17 protein-coding genes are annotated in these 19,200 nt (G+C 60.1%); 6 read left to right on the top strand and 11 right to left on the bottom strand.

The annotated features are described in order from the left end of the window. Positions 1-31 precede the first annotated feature (31 nt). From FHT84_RS00210 to hppD, 8 genes are all read right to left on the bottom strand, one after another. Positions 32-1,312 carry an ABC transporter permease gene (locus tag FHT84_RS00210; protein ID WP_112344499.1) on the bottom strand — a complete coding sequence of 427 codons (1,281 nt, stop codon included), beginning with the start codon at positions 1,310-1,312 and terminating at the stop codon, positions 32-34. After that, positions 1,309-1,995, bottom strand: coding sequence for an ATP-binding cassette domain-containing protein (locus FHT84_RS00205; protein ID WP_112344498.1), 687 nt, complete (start codon positions 1,993-1,995; stop codon positions 1,309-1,311). The genes FHT84_RS00210 and FHT84_RS00205 overlap by 4 nt, the downstream gene beginning before the upstream one ends. A gap of 4 nt (positions 1,996-1,999) precedes the next feature. Then, the gene (locus FHT84_RS00200; RefSeq protein WP_112344497.1) at positions 2,000-2,464 is read right to left on the bottom strand and encodes a hypothetical protein; all 465 of its coding nucleotides are present in this window, start codon (positions 2,462-2,464) and stop codon (positions 2,000-2,002) included. Between the two features lie 73 nt (positions 2,465-2,537). Continuing rightward, positions 2,538-4,292, bottom strand: a complete 1,755-nt coding sequence (locus FHT84_RS00195; protein WP_112344496.1) for an alkaline phosphatase — start codon at positions 4,290-4,292, stop codon at positions 2,538-2,540. 201 nt (positions 4,293-4,493) lie between these two features. Further along, positions 4,494-5,126, bottom strand: coding sequence for a maleylacetoacetate isomerase (maiA, locus tag FHT84_RS00190; protein WP_112344495.1), 633 nt, complete (start codon positions 5,124-5,126; stop codon positions 4,494-4,496). After that, positions 5,126-6,148, bottom strand: coding sequence for a fumarylacetoacetate hydrolase family protein (locus FHT84_RS00185; RefSeq protein ID WP_112344494.1), 1,023 nt, complete (start codon positions 6,146-6,148; stop codon positions 5,126-5,128). Before FHT84_RS00185 ends, maiA begins: the two co-directional genes overlap by 1 nt. A 37-nt stretch (positions 6,149-6,185) precedes the next feature. After that, complete coding sequence (gene hmgA / locus FHT84_RS00180) at positions 6,186-7,547, bottom strand: homogentisate 1,2-dioxygenase (RefSeq protein WP_112344493.1); 1,362 nt, start codon at positions 7,545-7,547, stop codon at positions 6,186-6,188. 62 nt (positions 7,548-7,609) lie between these two features. Continuing rightward, on the bottom strand, positions 7,610-8,719 hold the full coding sequence (gene hppD / locus FHT84_RS00175) for a 4-hydroxyphenylpyruvate dioxygenase (RefSeq protein WP_112344492.1): 1,110 nt from the start codon (positions 8,717-8,719) through the stop codon (positions 7,610-7,612). A gap of 129 nt (positions 8,720-8,848) precedes the next feature. On the opposite strand from hppD, the gene FHT84_RS00170 reads away from it, so the two are divergent. From FHT84_RS00170 to FHT84_RS00155, 4 genes are all read left to right on the top strand, one after another. Beyond that, positions 8,849-9,349 (top strand): Lrp/AsnC family transcriptional regulator, encoded by a 501-nt coding sequence (locus FHT84_RS00170; RefSeq protein ID WP_112344491.1) that lies wholly within the window; start codon positions 8,849-8,851, stop codon positions 9,347-9,349. Between the two features lie 189 nt (positions 9,350-9,538). After that, positions 9,539-10,255, top strand: coding sequence for a methyltransferase domain-containing protein (locus tag FHT84_RS00165; RefSeq protein ID WP_112344490.1), 717 nt, complete (start codon positions 9,539-9,541; stop codon positions 10,253-10,255). Positions 10,256-10,505: 250 nt separating this feature from the next. Further along, positions 10,506-11,222, top strand: coding sequence for a hypothetical protein (locus FHT84_RS00160; RefSeq protein WP_183761261.1), 717 nt, complete (start codon positions 10,506-10,508; stop codon positions 11,220-11,222). Between the two features lie 154 nt (positions 11,223-11,376). Then, positions 11,377-12,720, top strand: coding sequence for a flagellar hook protein FlgE (locus tag FHT84_RS00155; RefSeq protein ID WP_112344488.1), 1,344 nt, complete (start codon positions 11,377-11,379; stop codon positions 12,718-12,720). Positions 12,721-12,821: 101 nt separating this feature from the next. Here the strand turns inward: FHT84_RS00155 and FHT84_RS00150 are convergent, their stop codons facing one another. After that, a complete protein-coding gene (locus FHT84_RS00150; RefSeq protein ID WP_183761264.1) occupies positions 12,822-13,814 on the bottom strand; it encodes an alpha/beta hydrolase in 993 nt (330 codons plus the stop codon). 238 nt (positions 13,815-14,052) lie between these two features. Further along, positions 14,053-14,979 carry an alpha/beta hydrolase gene (locus tag FHT84_RS00145; RefSeq protein WP_245430454.1) on the bottom strand — a complete coding sequence of 309 codons (927 nt, stop codon included), beginning with the start codon at positions 14,977-14,979 and terminating at the stop codon, positions 14,053-14,055. 350 nt (positions 14,980-15,329) lie between these two features. Between FHT84_RS00145 and FHT84_RS00140 the strand changes: the two genes are divergently transcribed. Next, entirely contained in the window at positions 15,330-15,821 is a 492-nt protein-coding gene (locus FHT84_RS00140; protein ID WP_112344485.1) for a DUF305 domain-containing protein, read from the top strand. Positions 15,822-16,068: 247 nt separating this feature from the next. Here FHT84_RS00140 and FHT84_RS00135 read toward each other — a convergent pair whose 3' ends face one another. Then, entirely contained in the window at positions 16,069-16,965 is an 897-nt protein-coding gene (locus tag FHT84_RS00135) for a GGDEF domain-containing protein (RefSeq protein ID WP_112344484.1), read from the bottom strand. Between the two features lie 306 nt (positions 16,966-17,271). Between FHT84_RS00135 and FHT84_RS00130 the strand changes: the two genes are divergently transcribed. Further along, complete coding sequence (locus tag FHT84_RS00130) at positions 17,272-19,125, top strand: ABC transporter ATP-binding protein (protein WP_112345171.1); 1,854 nt, start codon at positions 17,272-17,274, stop codon at positions 19,123-19,125. Positions 19,126-19,200: the final 75 nt, after the last annotated feature.

The following is a 19,200-nucleotide window of genomic DNA, read 5'->3' as shown; positions in this document are numbered from 1 at the left end:
GGATGATGCCGCTGCAGCCTACAAACCGTTGTTACGCTCGCAGTGCTGCAGCCGGGCTGGAGCGCATGGCGCTGAAGGCGGGCACGATGGAGATGAGCGCCGCAACGGCTGCAAAACCGCCGACAAGCCACAGATCGTCGGGAGCAAAGCCGACCGGCAGATGGACGGCGGTCGAAGCGGCAAGTCTGGCGGAGATCACCAATGCTGCGATGTAGCCGAGCGTTATGCCAAGCAGGATACCGGCGGCAAAGAGGGCGAAGAGCTCGCCCCAGACGAGCGCGACGATCGAGCGGACAGGGGTGCCGAGCGCCCGCAAGGCGCCGATCTGCCGGCGCCGCGAACCGACATGCATGATGGTGACCATCACGATCGCGGCAATCACGATCGCCTGCGTGCCAAGCGTGATCGCCAAGAGCAGACTGCGGGCATCGCCGAGCGTTGCATAGAGCTTCGTCAGCACCTCCGCCGGGAAGACACCGAGCGTCGTTCCGGTACGGTATTCCTGCCGCAGCCGGTAGGCATCGGCAATCGTCTTCGGCTTGACGAGAACGGCCGGAACGCCGGGTGTCTGCGCGTCGAAATGTTCATCCAGCGGCGCATCGGCATCGACATGGCCATGCTCGTGTTCATGGCTTTCAGCATGCTCGCGCGGCTCCCCGCCATGCGCATCCGCTTCCTCACCATCATGATCGTGATGGTCTTCCTCGCCATGCATGCCGTGCAATTGCCAGACGGCGCGGATCGGCACGAGGATCGCGCGGTCCCAGGCCGTGCCCGTCGGCGCCATGCGGCCGGTGACTTTATAGGCAATCGCGGTATGGGTTTCGCCGCCGGTCTCGGCCGTGCCATGCATCGGCTTGATCTCGGCACCTGTGGACAAGGCGACATCGGAACCAACCACCGCCTCGCCGAGGCGCGAGAACATCGCGCCCTGTGCAAGCGATGGCGAAAGGGAGGATATAAGGCCGGTCGTCGTGCCGACGATCGGATGTCCATAGGCGGAGTCGCCGAAGCCGACGGGGGCCGCCAGTTCGACACGTGGATCACTGGCTAGGCGGGAAAGGACGGCGCCCTCCATCAGCGGCAGCGGCGCCGGCTGCAGGAAGACGGCCGAAAGTGCCAGCTGCGTCTCACTGCCGGCAGCACCGACAAGCAGATCAAATTTCTCCGCGGCGCGCGCGCTGCCGAGCCGGACGGCCCGCTCCTGCAGCGTCACCGTTACGCTCAAGGCGACCGACAAAGCAATCAGCACCACGACGGCCAACGCCCCACTCCAGAAACGCCTGAGGTCGGCAAGAATGAAAGCGATCATTGCGCGGCGACCTCCTGGCTGTCTTCCTCGATACGGCCGCTTGCCAGGTTGATGCGGCGGCCGAGACGCGCGGCAAGCGCCGCATCATGCGTTACCACGATAAGTGTCGTCCCCTCTTCGGCTGAAAGCTGCATCAGAAGCTCCGCAACCTCCTTGCCCGCCTGCCGGTCGAGGCTGGCGGTCGGCTCGTCGGCGACGACGACACCGGGGCGCGAGAGCAGCGCACGGGCAACGGCAACACGCTGCATCTCGCCGCGCGACAAGGTTTCGATCTTCTGCTGCGGGCGGGCGATGCCTGTCGCAGACAGGAGTTTCAGCGCACGCTCCCGCTCCCCAGGCGTGAGACGCCGCGCCAGCTTGACCGGAAGCACGACGTTGTCGAAGGCGGACAGGCCGGGAAACAGATGGAAGTCCTGCATGACAAGGCCGATATTGCGCGCGCGAAACGCATCGCGCCGGCCGGAGGAAAGATGGGTAATCTCGGTGCCGCTCCAGGAAATGCTGCCGCGCGTGACTTTCTCCAGACCGGTAATGGCGTTGACAAAGGTGCTTTTGCCGGAGCCGGAGGCACCGGTGATCGCGAGCCTGCCGCCTGCCGGCAGATGGAAGCGCTCAATGGCGAGTACCGGCGCAGCCAGGCCCGGAAACTGCATTTCGAGACTGGAGACATCAAGGGCAAGCATGGGATCAGATCGTCCTGAACGAGGCGTCCCGGAGACGCAATTGGCTGATGAAACCTGTTTCCGGATCCGTCCATGAGCCGAATTCCAGCACGCCGCGCGCCATGATCGGCGCATTGTACTGCACGAATGTCTGCTTGGACGAGAGATAGACCACCACGATATTGTCAGGCCAATCGGCATCGGAAGAGCAGAACGGGCAAAGCGACATCGGAATTTCGGTAAGGACGAAAAAGGCTGCCTCCGCCTTCAGGGGCGGCGCCATGAAGCCGTTGATGGCGACATCCTTGCCGCTCAGCTGCTTCACCCTGTCGGAAAATTCGAGACCGAGTGGACCGAAGCTCTTGTAAAGCTGATCAAAGCCGAGCTTTTCCGCAGCGTTCGCGCGCATGGCAACGCCCATCATCGGCAGTGTGGCGGCGGCGGCGAGCAACGCCCGGCGGTTGATGACAATGGTCTGGTTCCGAGGCATGAGAACCCTCATGAAAAATGAAGGGACAGGCGACCAGAAGCCGCCTGTCCCAGCTCACGGATATGAACAGGTTTTACATCTTTTCGGAGCCAAGAGCGAAAGCATCGACCAGCACATGGTAGACGTCGCTTTGTTCCATATAGCCATGGAAACCTTCGGCACCCGGACCAGCCGCCTGCAGCACGACGTCGTCGACGGCGTGAACGCCGCTATCTTCGTCCTTCGGGAGATTGCCCTGTACGAAGACGGCACCGGGCACGTCCTTATAGGCTTCGTTGGCAACATATTCCTTCTTCTCGTTTTGAACAGCCGGAACGAAAGGACCGTCGAGCTTCGGACGGAAGGTCTCGTAGTGGTCCGGGCCGTTGTTGGCTGCCATGAACAGGCGACGCGTAACGTCGACGCGGTCCGGATAGCCGTCGCCATCCTTATCTTCATAGTTCGGGAAGCCGGCGGCCGCATAGGTACCGACCTTCTCGCGCATTTCCGTGCCCGGCTTGTCATCGTCGACCGTACCGATGATCGAAACGCCATGGGTGTGATCGCCGGTGACGACAACAAGCGTATCCGGATTCCTGGCCTGGAATTCGCGGGCAACGGCGACGGCCTTGTCGAACTCGATCGTTTCGATCAGAGCGCGATCCCAGTCCAGCGGATGGCTCATCTTGTCGATGGAGGCACCCTCGACCATCAGGAAGAAGCCTTCCGGATTTTTGGAAAGCTTGTCGAGCGCGACCTTGGTCATGTCGACCAGGCCGGGCTGGTTCGGGAACTTGTCGACCGTGCCCTTCTTGAGGAATTCGCGGTCGAGCGTGACGTCGAGGTTACCGGTGTGGAACAGGCCGAGCAGCTTGTCCTGGTTGAAGCCGGCAGCCGTCGCCAGTTCGTTCTTGTCGGTGGCAACGGCGTAGCCGGCATCCTTGAAGAGCGCGACATAGTCCTTGTCGTCCTTGCGTTTGGAGCCCGGCACGCTTTTCGCCAGGAAATAGGCCGAGCCGCCGCCGAGCAGGACATCCGGCTTGACGTCATACATCATGCCGACGATGTCGGCCTTGTCGCCGCGCTTACGGGTATGGGAGACGAGCGCCGCCGGCGTCGCGTCTTCGACTTCGGCCGTAGTGACGATGCCGAGCGACTTCTTGCCGGTGCGGCGCAGGGCTTCACCCATGGTTTCGACCTTGGGGTCGTCCAGGCTTGCCGGCGTACGGTCGGCATAGACGCCGAGCGCGTTCACGGCCGACTTGTGGCCGGTCATATAGGCCGACATCGTATTGGCGCTGTCGGTCGCAATCGCCGAGGTCGAGGACGTGCCGATGAAAGCAACTGGCGGAACGTCATCCATGGCAAGACGGCCATTGGCCTTGCCTTCGGTCATGCCCTTGGACATGATGCGGGCACCGGTGCGATGTGCAACGGAAAGGCCGTCACCGAGCAGGAAGATGATGTTCTTGGCCTTCGGCGTGGCGGAGGTGCCGTAGACATCCCAATTGACGGACTTCTTCTCGTCGCCGGCCGATACTTCGACCTTGTACTGGCCGGTCTTTGCAAGCTTGACGCCACGCAGGATCAGGGCCGATCCGAGAACTTTGTCCTCGGCACCCTTTTCTTCCGCGACAAAATCGGCGGCCTTGCCGAAGACGGTCTCATAGCTTTCGCCGTTGACCGTCACCTTGACGTCTTCCGGCTTGACGACCTTGCTGAATTCCACCTTGAAATCGAATGGCGAGCCGGCGAGTACCGTCGCCCGGTCCAACGGATAGACCGTCGCCGCGTGAGCCGCACCGGACAATACGGTCGCGGCCATCATGGAGAGAACAAGTTTACGCATTTATACCCCCTGCGTCGTGGTTGCTTCCCTCTTCCCACTTATAAAAACCAGATGACAATCATGTAAAAAGGAGTCGACTTTCTGCAACTGGAAATTCCGAAGCGCAAATCGCTAAGGAAGGCTGATTGTATGCGCCGCATCTAAAAGACCCGCCGAATAGCCTGAATGCCAAGACTATCACCGCGAAGCGCACATGATCCACTACGGCCTTGCACGATCGGGATGCGCCGCCTGAAAGGCCGGCAAATTCGTGCACCTGGCATCGATTTCGACGATGCGCTTGAGATCGGTCAGGTCCACGCCCCAGCGGCGGGCGTTGTAGACCTGCGGCACAAGGCAGATATCCGCCATGGTCGGCGTGTCGCCAAAACTGAAGCTACCTTCAAATTTGCTCAACATCATCTCGAGCTTGCGAAGGCCACCGGCAATGAAATGCCTCATCCATTCCTCGCGGGCATCGGCTCTATCCGTGATGGCCATGACATGGGCGGCAACATGCGTGTTGCAGATCGGATGGATATCCATGGCGATCGCATAGGCAAGCGCCCGCACGTGCTGGCGGCTCGCGCTGTCAGACGGCATCAAGCCGCTCTCAGGCCGAAGTTCGGCCAGATATTCGATGATCGCAAGCGACTGCGTCAGAATTTCTCCGTCGATCGTGAGCGTCGGCACGAATCCTTGCGGATTGAGTGCCAGGTAATCGACGCTATTCTGTTCGCCTTCCAGCAGATCGATGGGCACACGCTTGTAACCGATGCCGAGCATGTTGAGCGCAATGCGAACGCGATAGCTGGCGGACGAGCGCCAGTAATCGTAAAGCACGACGTCGCTCATCACGGTTCTGCCCCCAGGTATTTTTCGACGGTCTGCTCGATCGCCCCGAAGATCGAGTGCCCGGTACGATCCTGCATCTCGATGCGAACCTGATCGCCGAACCGCAGGAACTGCGTCTTCGGCGCTCCGGTTTCGATCGTCTCGATCATGCGAAGCTCGGCAATGCAGGAGTAGCCATTGCCGCCATTCTCGATCGGCTTGCCCGGCCCGCCATCGAGTTTGTTGGACACCGTTCCCGAACCGATGATCGTGCCGGCGACAAGGCTGCGGGTCTTGGCCGCGTGAGCGATCAGCTCGCCGAAGTCGAAGGTCATGTCGATGCCGGCATTTGCCTTGCCGAAAGGCTTGCCGTTCACGGCGACCAGCAGCGGCAGATGCAGCTTGCCGCCGTCCCATGCCTCCCCAAGCTCATCCGGCGTGACGGCGACCGGCGAAAATGCCGATGCCGGTTTGGACTGGAAGAACCCGAAACCCTTTGCCAGCTCCTGCGGGATCAGGCCGCGCAGCGACACGTCGTTGACGAGCATCACCAGCCGGATGGCTTGCAGCGCCGTCTCCGGACTGGCGCCCATGCGAACGTCGTCGACGACGACGGCAACCTCGCCCTCCATATCGACGCCATAGGCTTCATCGGCCGCAAGGATCGGATCGCGCGGCGCCAGAAAGCCGTCTGAGCCGCCTTGATACATCAGCGGATCGACCCAGAAGCTTGCCGGCATTTCGGCGCCCCGCGCCTTTCGCACCAGTTCCACATGGTTGACGTAGGCCGAGCCGTCGGCCCATTGATAGGCGCGCGGCAACGGCGAGGCGGCATCATGTTCGTGAAACCGCATGGTCGGTTGCGCACCCGTCTCGATACCCTCCGCGATCAGGGCGAGCCTGGGTGCTACATGCTCCCAATCATCGAGAGCCGCCTGCAGGCTGCGGGCAATGTGACCGACTTCGGAACAACGGGTGAGATCACGCGAGACGACGACAAGTCTGCCGTCCCTGGTGGAGTCCTTCAAAGTCGCAAGCTTCATATCGTGGCTCCGATGTCAGAAAATATGCGGCCGGTCATCACTTGATGCCGGGTGTTCCGTCGAACCGGCGCTCTAGGCCATCCCAGCACTCCAGGTAATCATCCTGCAGCGTCTCGAGCTCGGCGGCGTATTTCGTCAGTTGCTGCGGGAAACGGGTTTCGAACATGAAGGCCATGGTGTGATCCAGTTTCACGGGTTTCAGCTCGGAATTCGACGCCTTTTCGAAGCCGGAGGCATCCGGCCCATGCGGCAGCATCATATTGTGCAGGCTGATACCTCCGGGCACGAAGCCCTTTTCCTTCGCATCATACTGGCCGTGGATGAGACCCATGAATTCACTCATGATATTGCGATGATACCAGGGTGGGCGGAACGTATGTTCGGCAACCAGCCAGCGCGGCGGGAAGATGACGAAATCGACGTTTGCGGTACCGGCACTTTCGGTCGGTGCGGTCAGCACCGTGAAGATCGACGGATCGGGATGATCGAACAGGATGGCGCCGACGGGGGAGAACGTCCGCAGATCGTATTTGTAGGGGATGTAGTTGCCATGCCAGGCAACCACATCGAGGGGCGAATGACCGATCTCCGTGACATAGAACTTGCCGCACCATTTGACATGCACGCGGCAAGGGGTTTCCTTGTCTTCGAAGGCGGCAGCGGGCGTCTTGAAATCTCGCGGATTGGCGAGGCAGTTGGCACCGATCGGCCCGCGCTCCGGCAGCGTGAATTTCGCGCCGTAATTCTCGCAGATATAGCCGCGCCAGACCTGTTCGTCGCCCTTGCGCGTCACCTTGAACATCATCCCGCGCGGGATGACGCATATTTCCAGGGGCTCGATATCCATGATGCCCATCTCGGTAAATACCCTGATGGCGCCGACCTGGGGAACGACCAGCAGCTCGCCATCGGCATCGAAGAAGTAATCGTCGACCATATCCTCGTTGAAGACATAGGCGTGGGCGGCCATGCCGGTCTGGGTCAGGACATCGCCACCGGTGGTGATCGTGCGGATTCCTTCGAGAAAATTCAGCCGCTCGGTCGGCGCCGGAAGCGGATCCCAGCGAAGCTGGCCAAGCGGAAGCGAATGATCATCCAGACAGGGCGCTGATTTCCAGAACGGATAGGAGGCGTTGGAAAAGCGGCGAGTGTGGCGCACGCTCGGACGGATGCGATAGAGCCACGACCGTTCGTTCGTTCCGCGCGGCGCCGTGAAGGGCGAGCCCGAAAGCTGCTCGGCATAAAGACCGTAATTGCACTTCTGCGGGCTGTTCTGTCCCTGCGGCAGAGCACCGGGAAGTGCCTCCGTTTCGAAGTCATTGCCGAAGCCCGGCATATATTGCAGCGCTTCCGCTGCCGTCGCCTGATGGTCGGAAGCCTGGGATATCGTCTGGTCCATCGCTCCACTCCTCCCGAGAGCTGAAGGCGGCCTCACGCTTTGTCGGAGGCCGCCCGAAAGAATTACTCGGCGGCCGTGCCGATGACGCCGCGTTTGATCTGATCGGCTTCGATCGACTCGAACAGCGCGCGGAAGTTGCCTTCGCCGAAACCTTCGTCACCCTTGCGCTGGATGAACTCGAAGAAGATCGGCCCGATGACGGTCTTGGAGAAGATCTGCAGCAGGATCTTCGTCACGCCGCCATTCACCACGCCTTCGCCGTCGATGAGGATACCATGTTTCTTCATGCGCTCGATCGGTTCTTCGTGACCGTTCACGCGCGCATAGGACATATCGTAATAGGTTTCCGGCGGGCCGGGCATGAAACGCAGGCCGTTGTCGGCAAGCGTGTCGGTCGCCCGATAGATATCATCCGTTCCGACCGCGATGTGCTGGATGCCCTCGCCCTTGTATTTCTTCAGGAACTCCTCGATCTGGCTGGTATCGTCCTTCGATTCATTCAGCGGAATGCGGATCTTGCCGCAGGGCGAGGTGATGGCCCGGCTCACCAGACCGGTGATGCGCCCGTCGATATCGAAGAAGTGGATCTGCTTGAAATTGAACAGATCGCGGTAGAAGTCCCACCATTTGTCCATGTTGCCGCGGAAGACGTTGTGGGTCAGATGGTCGAGGTAATAAAAGCCGACGCCTTCGGGATTCGGATCGCGCTCGCCGAGCCAATCGAATTCGGCATCGTAGGCCGATCCCTTCTTGCCGTAGGTCTCGACGAAATAGAGCAGCGAGCCGCCTATGCCGACGATTGCGGGAACATCGAGCGCCTTGTCATTCCCCTCATAGGGAACAGCACCCTTGGAGACGGCATGGTCGAAAGCGTGCCTGGCGTCGACAACGCGCCACGCCATGGACGGCGCCGCCGGGCCATGATCGGCGATGAAGCGGGCGGCGTGGCTGCCGGGCTCAGCATTCAGGATGTAGTTGATGTCACCCTGGCGCCAGACGGTGATATCCTTTGTCTTGTGCCTGGCGACCGCGACATAGCCCATGCGCGTGAAGAGCTCGCGCAGTTTCTCCGGCTCGGGGTGAGCGAATTCGACGAATTCGAAGCCGTCAGTGCCGGCCGGATTGTCGGCGCTGATTTCGGACGGCGGCGCATCATGCGGAAAAGGACCCATTTTCTCCTCCTCAGAGACAGTACTTTGACTATGCAAAGTATGGCCCAAAACGCGCGCAAAGTGCTTGCATTCTCAGTGCGGAATGAAAATATTATACACGATCCGTGAGTATTTTGAAAGCTTTGCGCAATGGATGAGCCCCTCGACAAATTGGACCTCCGCCTTCTCGACGAACTGCAGAAAGACGGTAGATTGACGAACAACGAGCTCGGCGAACGCATCGCACTTTCGCCCTCGCAGTGCTCGCGACGGCGCACGAGATTGGAGGCGGAAGGCTATATTCGCAGCTATCACGCCAACCTCGATCGCCAGAAGCTGGGCCTGGACATGCTGGTGGTGATTTCGGTGACGCTTGCCACGCATAACCGGGACAATGCCCGCCGGTTTTCGCAGCTGATCAACGGGCTGCCGGAAGTGCTGGAAGCCTACGCGCTGACAGGGGAAATGGACTATCACCTGAAGGTCGCGACCCGCGGGCTTGCCGGCCTTTCCCGGTTCGTCAACGACGTGCTCTTGCCGCACGAGTCGGTGCAGCATGTGAAGACCTCCATCGTTCTCGATACGCTCAAGACCTTTGAGGGATTTCCGGTGCCGCTCTCGCAGAACTGGCACGGCGACGGCACGCGATGACGATGAAACCTGTCGTCCTGCCCAAAACGCCAACGGCGCCGTTCGGGCGCTCGTGCATAAAGGCGTCTGTGCATAAAGCTGTGACTAGCGTGGGCTATCAAGAACTGAGGACGAGTGAAGGAATTGCTTTCAGGGTATGCTCTCTTCCAATCATACGAAAGAATACATCCTTAGCGAGGATAAGCTTGCATGGTATATGTGGACGTAAAGGCGCAACATCTCGAAGGTTTTTCCGAAACTCTGCTGAGATGCAACCATCTATATCGTCCAAGCAACGACTCCATTGCCTTGCTCAATGCTGTCAAAAGCAGGCAACAGATCGAGATATTTGACTATAGCCGCTCCGCCGATGCATTCACCCGCGCTTTCGGAATACGAAACTCTCTGAAATGCCTGCGGGCACTCGCCAATCTCGGACCGGCGATACGCGGATATGAAAGGGTATGCGATCTCGGCTGCGGCTCCGGTGCCTTCAGCCTTGCCTTTGCCTATCTCGCCGATAATCCCAACCTCGAGCTTCACGGCTTGGATGCCTCGGAAACCCAGCTTCTGCTTGGCGAGGAGCTCATGTCGGCGGCGGCGCTGCCGGGGCGCTATCGGTTCGAGCGACGAAACCTGCCGGCGCAGATCGGCTATCTTCCCGATCTGACGATCTCCTCCTATTGGTTCTGTGAGAACGAGCATGTGATCACCAATCCGGCACTATTTGACCTCATGGTGGGGCGGGAGATGCTGATCGTTGATTATGAAAAGATTATCGATCGCATTGCGAGCTCCCTTCCAAGAGGATTTCACGTGCTGGCGCGACACAGCGCCCTTGTCGAAATCCCCGCCGCGCTGACCGATTTCGTCGCGCAGGAATGGGCAAGCGTCTACAGCATTCACATCAGCCGTAACGCGGATTAGACGAGCCGGGTCTATTCCGAGCCTCGGCGCGATCGGATCGCAAGCATACCGCAATGCGCCGATACCGGCGGATTGCCTGGCTTGAGACCGACGCCGCATGCTTCCGCAATCATATTGTCAGGTCTTGCGCATTGTCAGGCCTTGCCAATCGCAATGCTCCTGCCATCTATGCCTCGGCGAAGCTGTAACGCGCGCGCTCCGATTGTTGGAATTTGTTAGTCTCATTGTTGGTTTCAAGGATTTTCCTCTCATGTCTTTCCGATCCTCGTCATTGCTTCGCATCCTTGCCTTTGGCGGCTCAGCCGCCATCGCGTTCGGCATACAGACCGCGGCGGCGCAGGAGATGTCCAGCCCGGCTCGATGGCCGGATACGCCGACCTCGCGCCTGGAAGCATTGGCAATCCTTGAGACCTTGAATGCCGATCTCCTCAGCAATGCCAGCGCTACGCTGACGCTCGATCGCTGGTGCGCCGCTCACAAGCTCGCACCGGAGGGTTCCAAGATCGTCGCTCAGCGGGTGCTCGGACAGGACAAGCCAGCCGATGCTCCCATCCGGGAACTGCTTGCCGTCGGTCCCGATGAACCCATCGCCTACCGGCGCGTGCGCCTGGCCTGCGGTGACCGCATCCTGTCCGAGGCAGACAACTGGTATGTGCCGTCGAGACTGACGGCCGAGATGAACAAGGCGCTCAACACGAGCGATATCGCCTTCGGCCGTGCCGTTCAGGCGCTCCATTTCACCCGTACGAACCTGTCCGCGAAATTGCTTTGGTCTCCGCTGCCGGAGGGATGGGAGACGGGTGCCGAGCTGCCGGCCTCCGGAACAGCGCCTCTTGTCCCGCCGCCATTCCTGCTCGAACATCACGCCGTGCTGAAGCTGCCGAACGGGACGCCGTTCAGCGCCCTTGTCGAAAGCTATACCAGCCGCGTATTCGATTTTCCGGCTCCGCATCTGCCTTCGCAATAGGCTTCCTCCGGTCCATTGCCGGAAAAGGACGCCATGCATAGCGCGCCACCGATAGCGCGGAGAGGTTGTTTCAACCGCGCGGCACAGGCAAAAAGCCAGTTTCACACAAGTCATTCTGGTTATCGTACCGGCATCAGCAACGTGCGAGGAACCAATGAGCATCTTTGGTAGCATGAAAACGTCCGTTTCAGGCATGAATGCGCAGGCGAATAAGCTTAGCACCGTGTCGGACAACATCGCGAACGTCAACACGACGGCCTACAAGTCGGCAACGGCCAGCTTTTCGTCGTTGATCCTGCCTTCGGGCGGCGGCAACTACAATTCCGGTAGCGTCGAGACGAATGTCAGCTATTCGGTTTCGCAGCAGGGCGACGCCATTTCGACCTCTTCGGGCACCGACCTGTCGATCCGGGGCGCCGGCTTCTTTGTCGTGCAGGGCGCCGATGGCTCGACGGTTCTGACGCGCGCAGGCGACTTTAAGCCGGATGCCAATGGCAATCTCGTCAATTCCGCCGGCTACACCCTGATGGGTTATTCCTACGCTTCGGGAGCCCCCGCCGTCGTCGTCAACGGTTTCGACGGTCTGGTGCCGATCAACGTCAATCAGAACGGTCTTGCGAACTCCCCCTCAACCTCGGGCAGCTTTACCGGTAACCTCAATTCGGGTGCTACGGTTGTTACGGCCAGCGCGACCGTGGCCTTGCCGAGCACCGGCTACACGGGGACTGGTGGTACCGGCAGTACGCCGCCCGTTACCACCAATACCCAGAAGAGCTCGGTCGTTGCCTATGACAAGCTCGGCAACACCGTCATGTATGATATCTATTATACCAAGACGGCGGATGCCAAGCCTGCCGATCCCACCACCACCCCGCCAACTCCGGCGACGTCAGGGACATGGGAAGTCGCCGTCTACCGCAATGCCGACGCGGCGACGGGTACCGGTTCATCCTTCCCCTACTCATCTGGCCCCGTTGCGACCAGCACGCTGACGTTCGATACAAGCGGAAATATGACATCCGGCGGCACCTTCACCATCACCGATCCAAAGACCGCCGGGTCGATCGCGATGGATCTGAGCAAGATGACCCAGAAAGCCGCGGCCTTCGCCTCCACCGGCTCGACCAACGGACAGGCGGCAGCCGCGGTCACGGGCGTCACCATCGATAAGAACGGCGTCGTCTACGCGAATTACGCAAAAGGCGATCCGAAGGCGATCTATCAGATCCCACTGGCAACCGTTGCAAGCCCCGACAAGCTGACCCTCATGAGCGGCAACGTCTATCAGGCCAATGCCGAATCCGGCGTTACCGTCACGAGCTTCGCCAACAGCAACGGCCTCGGCTACATCCAGTCGAACTCGCTGGAAGCCTCGAACGTCGACCTGGCGGGCCAGCTCACCGACATGATCCAGGCGCAAAAGAGCTATACCGCCAACTCCAAGGTCTTCCAGACGGGCTCCGACCTGCTGGATGTCCTGGTCAATCTCCAGCGCTGATCTTTTCGCTTATCCAGTTATGAGGGCCCTTCGGGGCCCTTTTGTTTTGGGTTCCACGCAGCAAGCCGACGGCTCCTTTTCGGATGCCGGCCCGAGCAGTCCTATTTCGCTCGGCGACCGATTTGCTCGAAGAAAGCGATCAGTTGCTGGGTGAGGAATTCCGGATTCTCGTCGGGCAGCCAATGGCCGGTGTCTGGCGCGACGCCGCCATGCACGTCGGTGCCGAGCTCCTTCGCCATGGAAAGTTCCGTCAAACCGTTGCTCTTGTCGCCAGCAAGCGCCAGGATCGGCATCGGCAGTTTCCGTTTCTCGAATTCGGCGAAACGGCGTTCGTCTTCGGGAAAGGCGCGGTAGAGCTCGAAGCCGGCACGGAGCCCTCCGGGAGCGGCATAGGCCTTGGCGTAAACAGCAATGTCCTCGTCGGCGACCTGCCTGTAGGCACGCTTCAGATAAAAATCCCGGATGAATGCGTATTCATGGCCGGCAACCACCATTTCTGCGATGTCGCGCTGCTGGAAGAGCCCGAAATGCCAAAGCTCCGGGTCGGGCTTGTGCTTCGCTTCATTCCAGGCGGCGGTGGCCGGAATAGGCACGTCGAGCATCGTGATGCTGGCAACCTCGTCCGGCCACTGCGCCGCGTATGCATAGGCGACCATAACGCCGATATCGCGCCCGACCAGATGGACTTTCGTTGCGCCGAGCCCGTCGATCAGAGCGCGAATATCGGCGGCCATAGTCGCCTTATCATAACCGGCGAGCGGTTTTTCGGATTCACCCGCACCACGATAGTCCACAGCGACAACGCGGTAGCCGGCCTTTGCCAGCGACGGCATGATGTTCCGCCATGTATACCAGGTCTGCGGCCAGCCATGCAGCAGTACCACGAGCGGACCATTTGCTGCGCCGCCCATGACATAGCGAAGCCGAACGCCGTTCGCATCGGCATAGTGATGCGAGAACTGCGTTTCGAAGCCCTGCGGCAAACCCACGTGCCGCGTCGTTTCGACAGAGATCGCGGGCTGCTGCTCTTGTGCGAAGGCGGGGACGAAGAGTGCCGCAAGGATAATGGCAGTAGCTGCCAAGGAGGAACGCATCGCATAAGCTCCTGTCGTTTGGCGCCGTCGGGCGCCGCGATCAATATCGTCATGCAAGCCGTCAAACGAATGTGTTGCCGCTTGGCGATCGAGACTCGCCTGAGTTAAATCCCACCGCAGATGGCTCGACGGGGGAGCCTCGCACCGCATGCCAGACCACCTGTCATTACCGCTCTCCTCCTGTCCGCAGGAGAGTTACTCGATGTTTTTATCGCCGACGAGGGCGCCACTACCCACGCTAGAAACCCGGCTCAGATCCCCCAGTTTCGACCTGCTTTAGATGGGAGATGATCGCAGCGGCCACCTTGGCAGGTGCCTCTCGGGTAGGAAAATGCCCCACTCCATTTAGGACGACACGATGGTAGCCGCCGCCGAAGTAGCGGTCCTTGCCTTCGGAGCTTTCCATCAGCACCGTTCCGTCGGCTTCACCCTGGATCATCAGCGTCGGGACGCTCAGTCTCTCCACCTCGGCGATCCGCTTGCGCAGATCGTCGTAGCGCGGATCGCGCGGTTCATCGCGCCAGCGGCTGCGGTAGCTATTCAGGGTGATGGCGAGCCAATCGGGATTGTCGAAGCTTCCTGCCGTCGCTTCGAACTCGGCCTCGTCGAACCATCCCGGCGGGCTCCAGGTCTCCCATTGAAGGCGGGCGAAGCCCTTGGGATCGCGGGCGACCGCCTCGGCGCCTCGATCGACGGCCATGAACCACTGATACCACCAGGCTCGGGATTGCCGGAAAGGCGGTATCGGAAAGGCGCCCTTGGGCGAATAGGGTAGCGACAGCGCGACGAGCGCTTGCAGGCGGTCCGGGACGAGCGCGGCCAATGCGTAGCCGATGCGGGCGCCCCAGTCGTGACCGGCTACAGCGAAGCGATCTGCCCCGAGACGGTCCATCAGATCGAGAGCGTCCTGAGCCATGGCCTCGGCGCTGCCGTCACGAATTGTCTCTGCGATGCGGAAGCAGGTCGGGCCGAAACCCCTGAGCCAGGGTGCAACAGTCCTAAATCCGGCGGCGTTCAGATGCTTCGCTACCCCCGCCCAGCTCAGTGGATCGTCGGGCCAGCCGTGCAGCAGCAAGATCACCGGCCCGCCTTGAGGCCCGCTTTCCCCGAAACCAATTTCGAGGAGATCGGTGGCCACCATACGAATGGGAGGATCTGTCGGCATCGGTCAATCCCGTGCTTGCTTCGAGATGGCGGCACGGCGCCAGATCTCGTAGCCGATGCAGAGATGCTGTGTTTGAATCTTTGGCATGCGTCAGAACTTCACCGCATGCCGAATTGTTCCCGGGCACCAGCCGAGCGTGGCGCGGCCACCGATCACATCACTCGCGCAATTGGGGTGACGTCAGGGCTGGCAGGCTACCAGGTGGTGCCCTGCTTCTGCAATTCGGCGATATCAGGAACCAAACAGGCCAAACAATGTTAAGGCGGGATACGCTCCCAAAAAGATTGGCACCGCCGACCCCGAAAACTCGCTACATCCCGGCCGTGCCCGAGATCCGAAGGAAGGCCACAATGCGCGATCACGACCATGCGGGACATGTCGGGATGAACAGGCATCCCTATGCCATGTTCGCCGTCAATATGCTTCTCAGCCTGATCGTCATGTATTTCGTCATGTTCTCGATGATCGACGGCTGGAACGATTTCCGGAACAATTTCAACATGCTCTACATGGCGCTGACAATGGTGGCTCCAATGGGCATCATCATGCTCGCGACTATGGGAAGCATGTACAAGAACAAGAGGCTGAACATCGGAATTCACGTCCTACTCGTGATCCTGTTCGTAGCCGCCTTCGCCGGCACTCGCACCCAGGCCCTTATAGGCGATCGCCAGTTCATCGCCTCCATGGTACCGCATCATTCCGGTGCGATCCTCATGTGCAGGGAGGCATCTCTCGAAGATTCGGAACTTGTCAGGCTCTGTTCCGAAATCTCGCAAGGCCAGCGCCGGGAAATCGAGCAGATGAATGCCATTGAAGCTCGCCTTGGCGATCACGAATAGCTGGCTTCACCATATGGGCCGGTCACCCCATGATGGAAACCAAGATGAGCCGGTCGCTCCAAGTTGTTGCCTTACCGGGACGCTCGCTGAGGAGCGAGGCCGGAAGATTAGCAATGCCGACAGAAGCCTCGGCTTTTAACATAGTCGCACATGCCCATCCTTCAAAGCGGTTCAGCTTCTGCACAGCACGCAAAAACAGCCCCGGTCATCTGGTCGAAGGCAATGTGGCCGGCGTGTGCCCAAGGTTTCAGGCCGCGCGAACGCGATCGCGGCCGCTGAGCTTGGCCGAATAGAGAGCCTGGTCGGCGCGACGGTACAGATCCGGCGCGCTCTCTGTTTCAAAGCAGGCAGCAATGCCGGCCGAACAGGTGTAGCCGAAATCAGGAGAGTCGATAAGCGGCCGGGAAAACCGGATCGTCGTCAACATCCGCTCTATGCACTCGATTGCATCCTGCAACTCCGTCCCCGGCATGACGAGCGCGAACTCCTCGCCTCCGACCCGCCCGAAACAATCGGTGCGTCGCACATGCTGGTGAAGCCGATGAGCAAAATCCCGCAAAACAAGATCTCCGGCGTGATGACCGAGCCTATCGTTGATCGATTTGAAATTGTCGATATCGAACAAGGCAAGGCATCCGATGCTACCATTCCGCGCACCAATCAGCATGTCGTCTATGCGCGCCATGACGAAACGGCGGTTGGCGATGCCTGTCAGCTCGTCGGTTTGTGAAGCCTTGATCGCTTGGTCGCGATCTTGGCGGACACTCCGGCTTTCGGCGCGCAATGTCGTGATGTCGCTTGCAACGCACAGCATCCAGCCATTCTTCTGCACGGTCTCGGTCATCCAAAGCCAGCGGCCGTCGGCCAAATCGGTCTCGAAAGCTCGATAGCCGATCTTGCCGCGCCGCGACTGCGTCGACCGTAGCCACCCATCGAAATCGGCCGTACGAATGACCGTGCCGCGCCCGAGTTCGAAGTTGCGCCGCATCAGATCCGGCCAAAGCGGCGCCTCACCGGGATCGATGAAATAGGCCGAGCGGAAGGCATGGTTCGCGTAGCGCAGCCGGTCCTCAGCATCATAGGCTGCGATGAGTGTCGAGCTGGTAGCACAAAGGTGCAGAAGCTGTTCGCCCATTTCGTCCATATCGAATCCCGCTGATTGCGCTCTACAATACCTATTGCGGAATTCCCTCGAGGAAAGGGGTACAGCGATATCGGTTTCGGGTGATGGCGAACTTATCCAGCCACTCCTGCGAGAGCTTGAGGTGTCGAACCGGGGTGGAGCGAACTGAGAGCCTCAGGGGCTACGGCATGCAAGCCGGTCGCCAACGATAACAGATCGGCGCGATTTTGGGATTTCTAGTTGAGATTGCAGCTGGATGGTGATCCTATGCCGCCCCGCATATCTGACTTCTTTCTCGCCTTCCTGATTCCATCACGCGAGCGGCGCATGTCTATTTCAGATACGATCTACCGTCCCTTCGAAAGGCTGATCCAGCCGCTCGACATCCCCTATCGGCCCCTGCCGTCGAAAGGGCCTATTGCCGTTCTCTGGCATTTCATCTCGATGTTCCGCGGCGTGCTGATCGCGCTCGTCCTCTGCACCATGGCGATTGAAGTCATGAGCTTGACCATCGTTTGGGGCTTGTCCGTCATTGTTGATGGCGTCACGCAGCAGGGTGCTGCCGCTTTCCTGCAGAACGACCGGATGCTGCTGACCTTCCTCGGTCTAATGCTTTTTCCTTGCATCCCGATCGGCTCTTTCCTCGTCAATACGCTGACCTCGCATACGCTTGGCATCGGCATGCCGGCCGCCATTCAATGGCAGGGCCATAGGGCGGTGGAGCGGCAGGACCTCGCCTTCTTCCACGATCTCTATGCCGGCCAGGTCGCCTCGCGCCTGCAGCAGGTAGCGTCAGCCGTGCAGCAACAGGTCATTTCGGCCTTCCAATCCATCCCGCGCTTTATCATGCAGATGGCCGGCTCCGTCATCCTTCTGGGCGCGCTCTCCTGGCAGCTCGCCCTTCCGTCCATCGTTTGGATCACGCTCAACGTGCTTCTCGCCGTCAGGCTGGCGCCCGTCTTCACCGAGCGCTCACGCCGCTCGGCCAAGCGTCGCAGCCTGATATCCGGCGCCATCACCGATCTCTATGCCAATATGCAAATGGTCAAGCAATTTGCCGCGGAAGACAGCGAGGCCGGTGCGATCAGAGGCATAATCGGCAAGGCGATCGAAGCTCAGCAGAGCGAACAACGCATCTACCGTACCGCTGAGGTCATCGTCGTCGTTCTCAACATGATGCACTGGCTGGCAATCCTGTCGATCGGCTTTACCGGGCTCGTGGATGGCTTCGTCACAATCGGCGAATTCACCGCCGCCGTTTATGTTCTCAACCGCTTCTCCGGACACACATTCACGTTCCTGCAGATGGGCCAGCAGATCTTCCAGGCGATCGGTACCATCAAGGACGCGATGCCGGTCATGACGACGCCTCCGACCATCATCGACCAGCCCGACGCGGCGGAGCTGGTGGTCGATCGGGGCGAGATCCGCTTTGAAAACGTCCGTTTCGCCTACAAGTCCGGCAAACCTGTTATCAACGATCTGTCGCTGACGGTTCGGCCGGGCGAGAAGGTCGGACTGGTCGGTCTATCGGGTGCCGGCAAGACGACGCTCGCCAACCTGCTCCTGCGCTTCTACGATATCAAGGACGGCGCGATCCGGATCGACGGGCAGGATATCCGGGCGGTGACGCAGGCAAGCCTTCGCCGCGCGATCGGAGTCATAGCCCAGGATGTCGCGCTGCTGCATCGTTCCGTCGGTGACAATATCCGCTACGGCCGGCCGGAGGCGGCGCAGGAAGAGGTCGAAAGGGTGACGAAGTTGGCGAGCGCCGATGGCTTCATCGCCGATCTTGCCGATAGCGAAGGCCGCAAGGGCTTCGATGCTTTCGTCGGCGACCGCGGCATCAAGCTATCAGGCGGTCAACGCCAGCGCGTCGCAATCGCGCGCGTCCTGTTGAAGGATGCACCGATCCTGGTGCTGGACGAAGCGACCTCGGCTCTCGATAGCGAATCCGAGGCCGCCATACAGGAAAAGCTCGCCCTGGTAATGGAGGGAAAAACCGTCATCGCCATTGCGCATCGCCTTTCGACCATCGCTAGGATGGACCGGATCGTCGTGCTCGATGGCGGGAGGATTGTGGAAGAAGGCAAACCGGAGGAATTGGTGCAGCAGGATGGCCTGTTTGCGCGGCTATGGAAACAACAGATCGGCGGCTTCATCGCCGACGAAGTCAATTAGCCGGACAGGGACAGGATCATCCTGTCACACGCACCGAATGGCGAACCTCGCTTTTCGAAGCGAGGTCCGCATCGT

The sequence above is a fragment of the Rhizobium sp. BK289 genome, from assembly GCF_014193575.1.
GTDB classification, from domain to species: Bacteria; Pseudomonadota; Alphaproteobacteria; order Rhizobiales; family Rhizobiaceae; genus Rhizobium; species Rhizobium tropici_C.
The sequence above is the reverse complement of the archived record's forward strand: the minus strand, read 5'-3'. Positions and strand labels throughout refer to the sequence as shown.

Bases quoted from the DNA above. Each gene is read 5' to 3' on its own strand.
- FHT84_RS00160 (WP_183761261.1), top strand. From the start codon at position 10,506: ATGTCTTTCCGATCCTCGTCATTGCTTCGCATCCTTGCCTTTGGCGGC.
- hmgA (WP_112344493.1), bottom strand. From the start codon at position 7,547: ATGGACCAGACGATATCCCAGGCTTCCGACCATCAGGCGACGGCAGCG.
- FHT84_RS00205 (WP_112344498.1), bottom strand. From the start codon at position 1,995: ATGCTTGCCCTTGATGTCTCCAGTCTCGAAATGCAGTTTCCGGGCCTG.
- FHT84_RS00150 (WP_183761264.1), bottom strand. From the start codon at position 13,814: ATGCGTTCCTCCTTGGCAGCTACTGCCATTATCCTTGCGGCACTCTTC.
- FHT84_RS00165 (WP_112344490.1), top strand. From the start codon at position 9,539: ATGGTATATGTGGACGTAAAGGCGCAACATCTCGAAGGTTTTTCCGAA.
- FHT84_RS00200 (WP_112344497.1), bottom strand. From the start codon at position 2,464: ATGCCTCGGAACCAGACCATTGTCATCAACCGCCGGGCGTTGCTCGCC.
- FHT84_RS00140 (WP_112344485.1), top strand. From the start codon at position 15,330: ATGCGCGATCACGACCATGCGGGACATGTCGGGATGAACAGGCATCCC.
- FHT84_RS00145 (WP_245430454.1), bottom strand. From the start codon at position 14,979: ATGCCGACAGATCCTCCCATTCGTATGGTGGCCACCGATCTCCTCGAA.
- FHT84_RS00135 (WP_112344484.1), bottom strand. From the start codon at position 16,965: ATGGACGAAATGGGCGAACAGCTTCTGCACCTTTGTGCTACCAGCTCG.
- hppD (WP_112344492.1), bottom strand. From the start codon at position 8,719: ATGGGTCCTTTTCCGCATGATGCGCCGCCGTCCGAAATCAGCGCCGAC.
- FHT84_RS00130 (WP_112345171.1), top strand. From the start codon at position 17,272: ATGTCTATTTCAGATACGATCTACCGTCCCTTCGAAAGGCTGATCCAG.
- FHT84_RS00195 (WP_112344496.1), bottom strand. From the start codon at position 4,292: ATGCGTAAACTTGTTCTCTCCATGATGGCCGCGACCGTATTGTCCGGT.
- FHT84_RS00210 (WP_112344499.1), bottom strand. From the start codon at position 1,312: ATGATCGCTTTCATTCTTGCCGACCTCAGGCGTTTCTGGAGTGGGGCG.
- maiA (WP_112344495.1), bottom strand. From the start codon at position 5,126: ATGAGCGACGTCGTGCTTTACGATTACTGGCGCTCGTCCGCCAGCTAT.
- FHT84_RS00155 (WP_112344488.1), top strand. From the start codon at position 11,377: ATGAGCATCTTTGGTAGCATGAAAACGTCCGTTTCAGGCATGAATGCG.
- FHT84_RS00170 (WP_112344491.1), top strand. From the start codon at position 8,849: ATGGATGAGCCCCTCGACAAATTGGACCTCCGCCTTCTCGACGAACTG.
- FHT84_RS00185 (WP_112344494.1), bottom strand. From the start codon at position 6,148: ATGAAGCTTGCGACTTTGAAGGACTCCACCAGGGACGGCAGACTTGTC.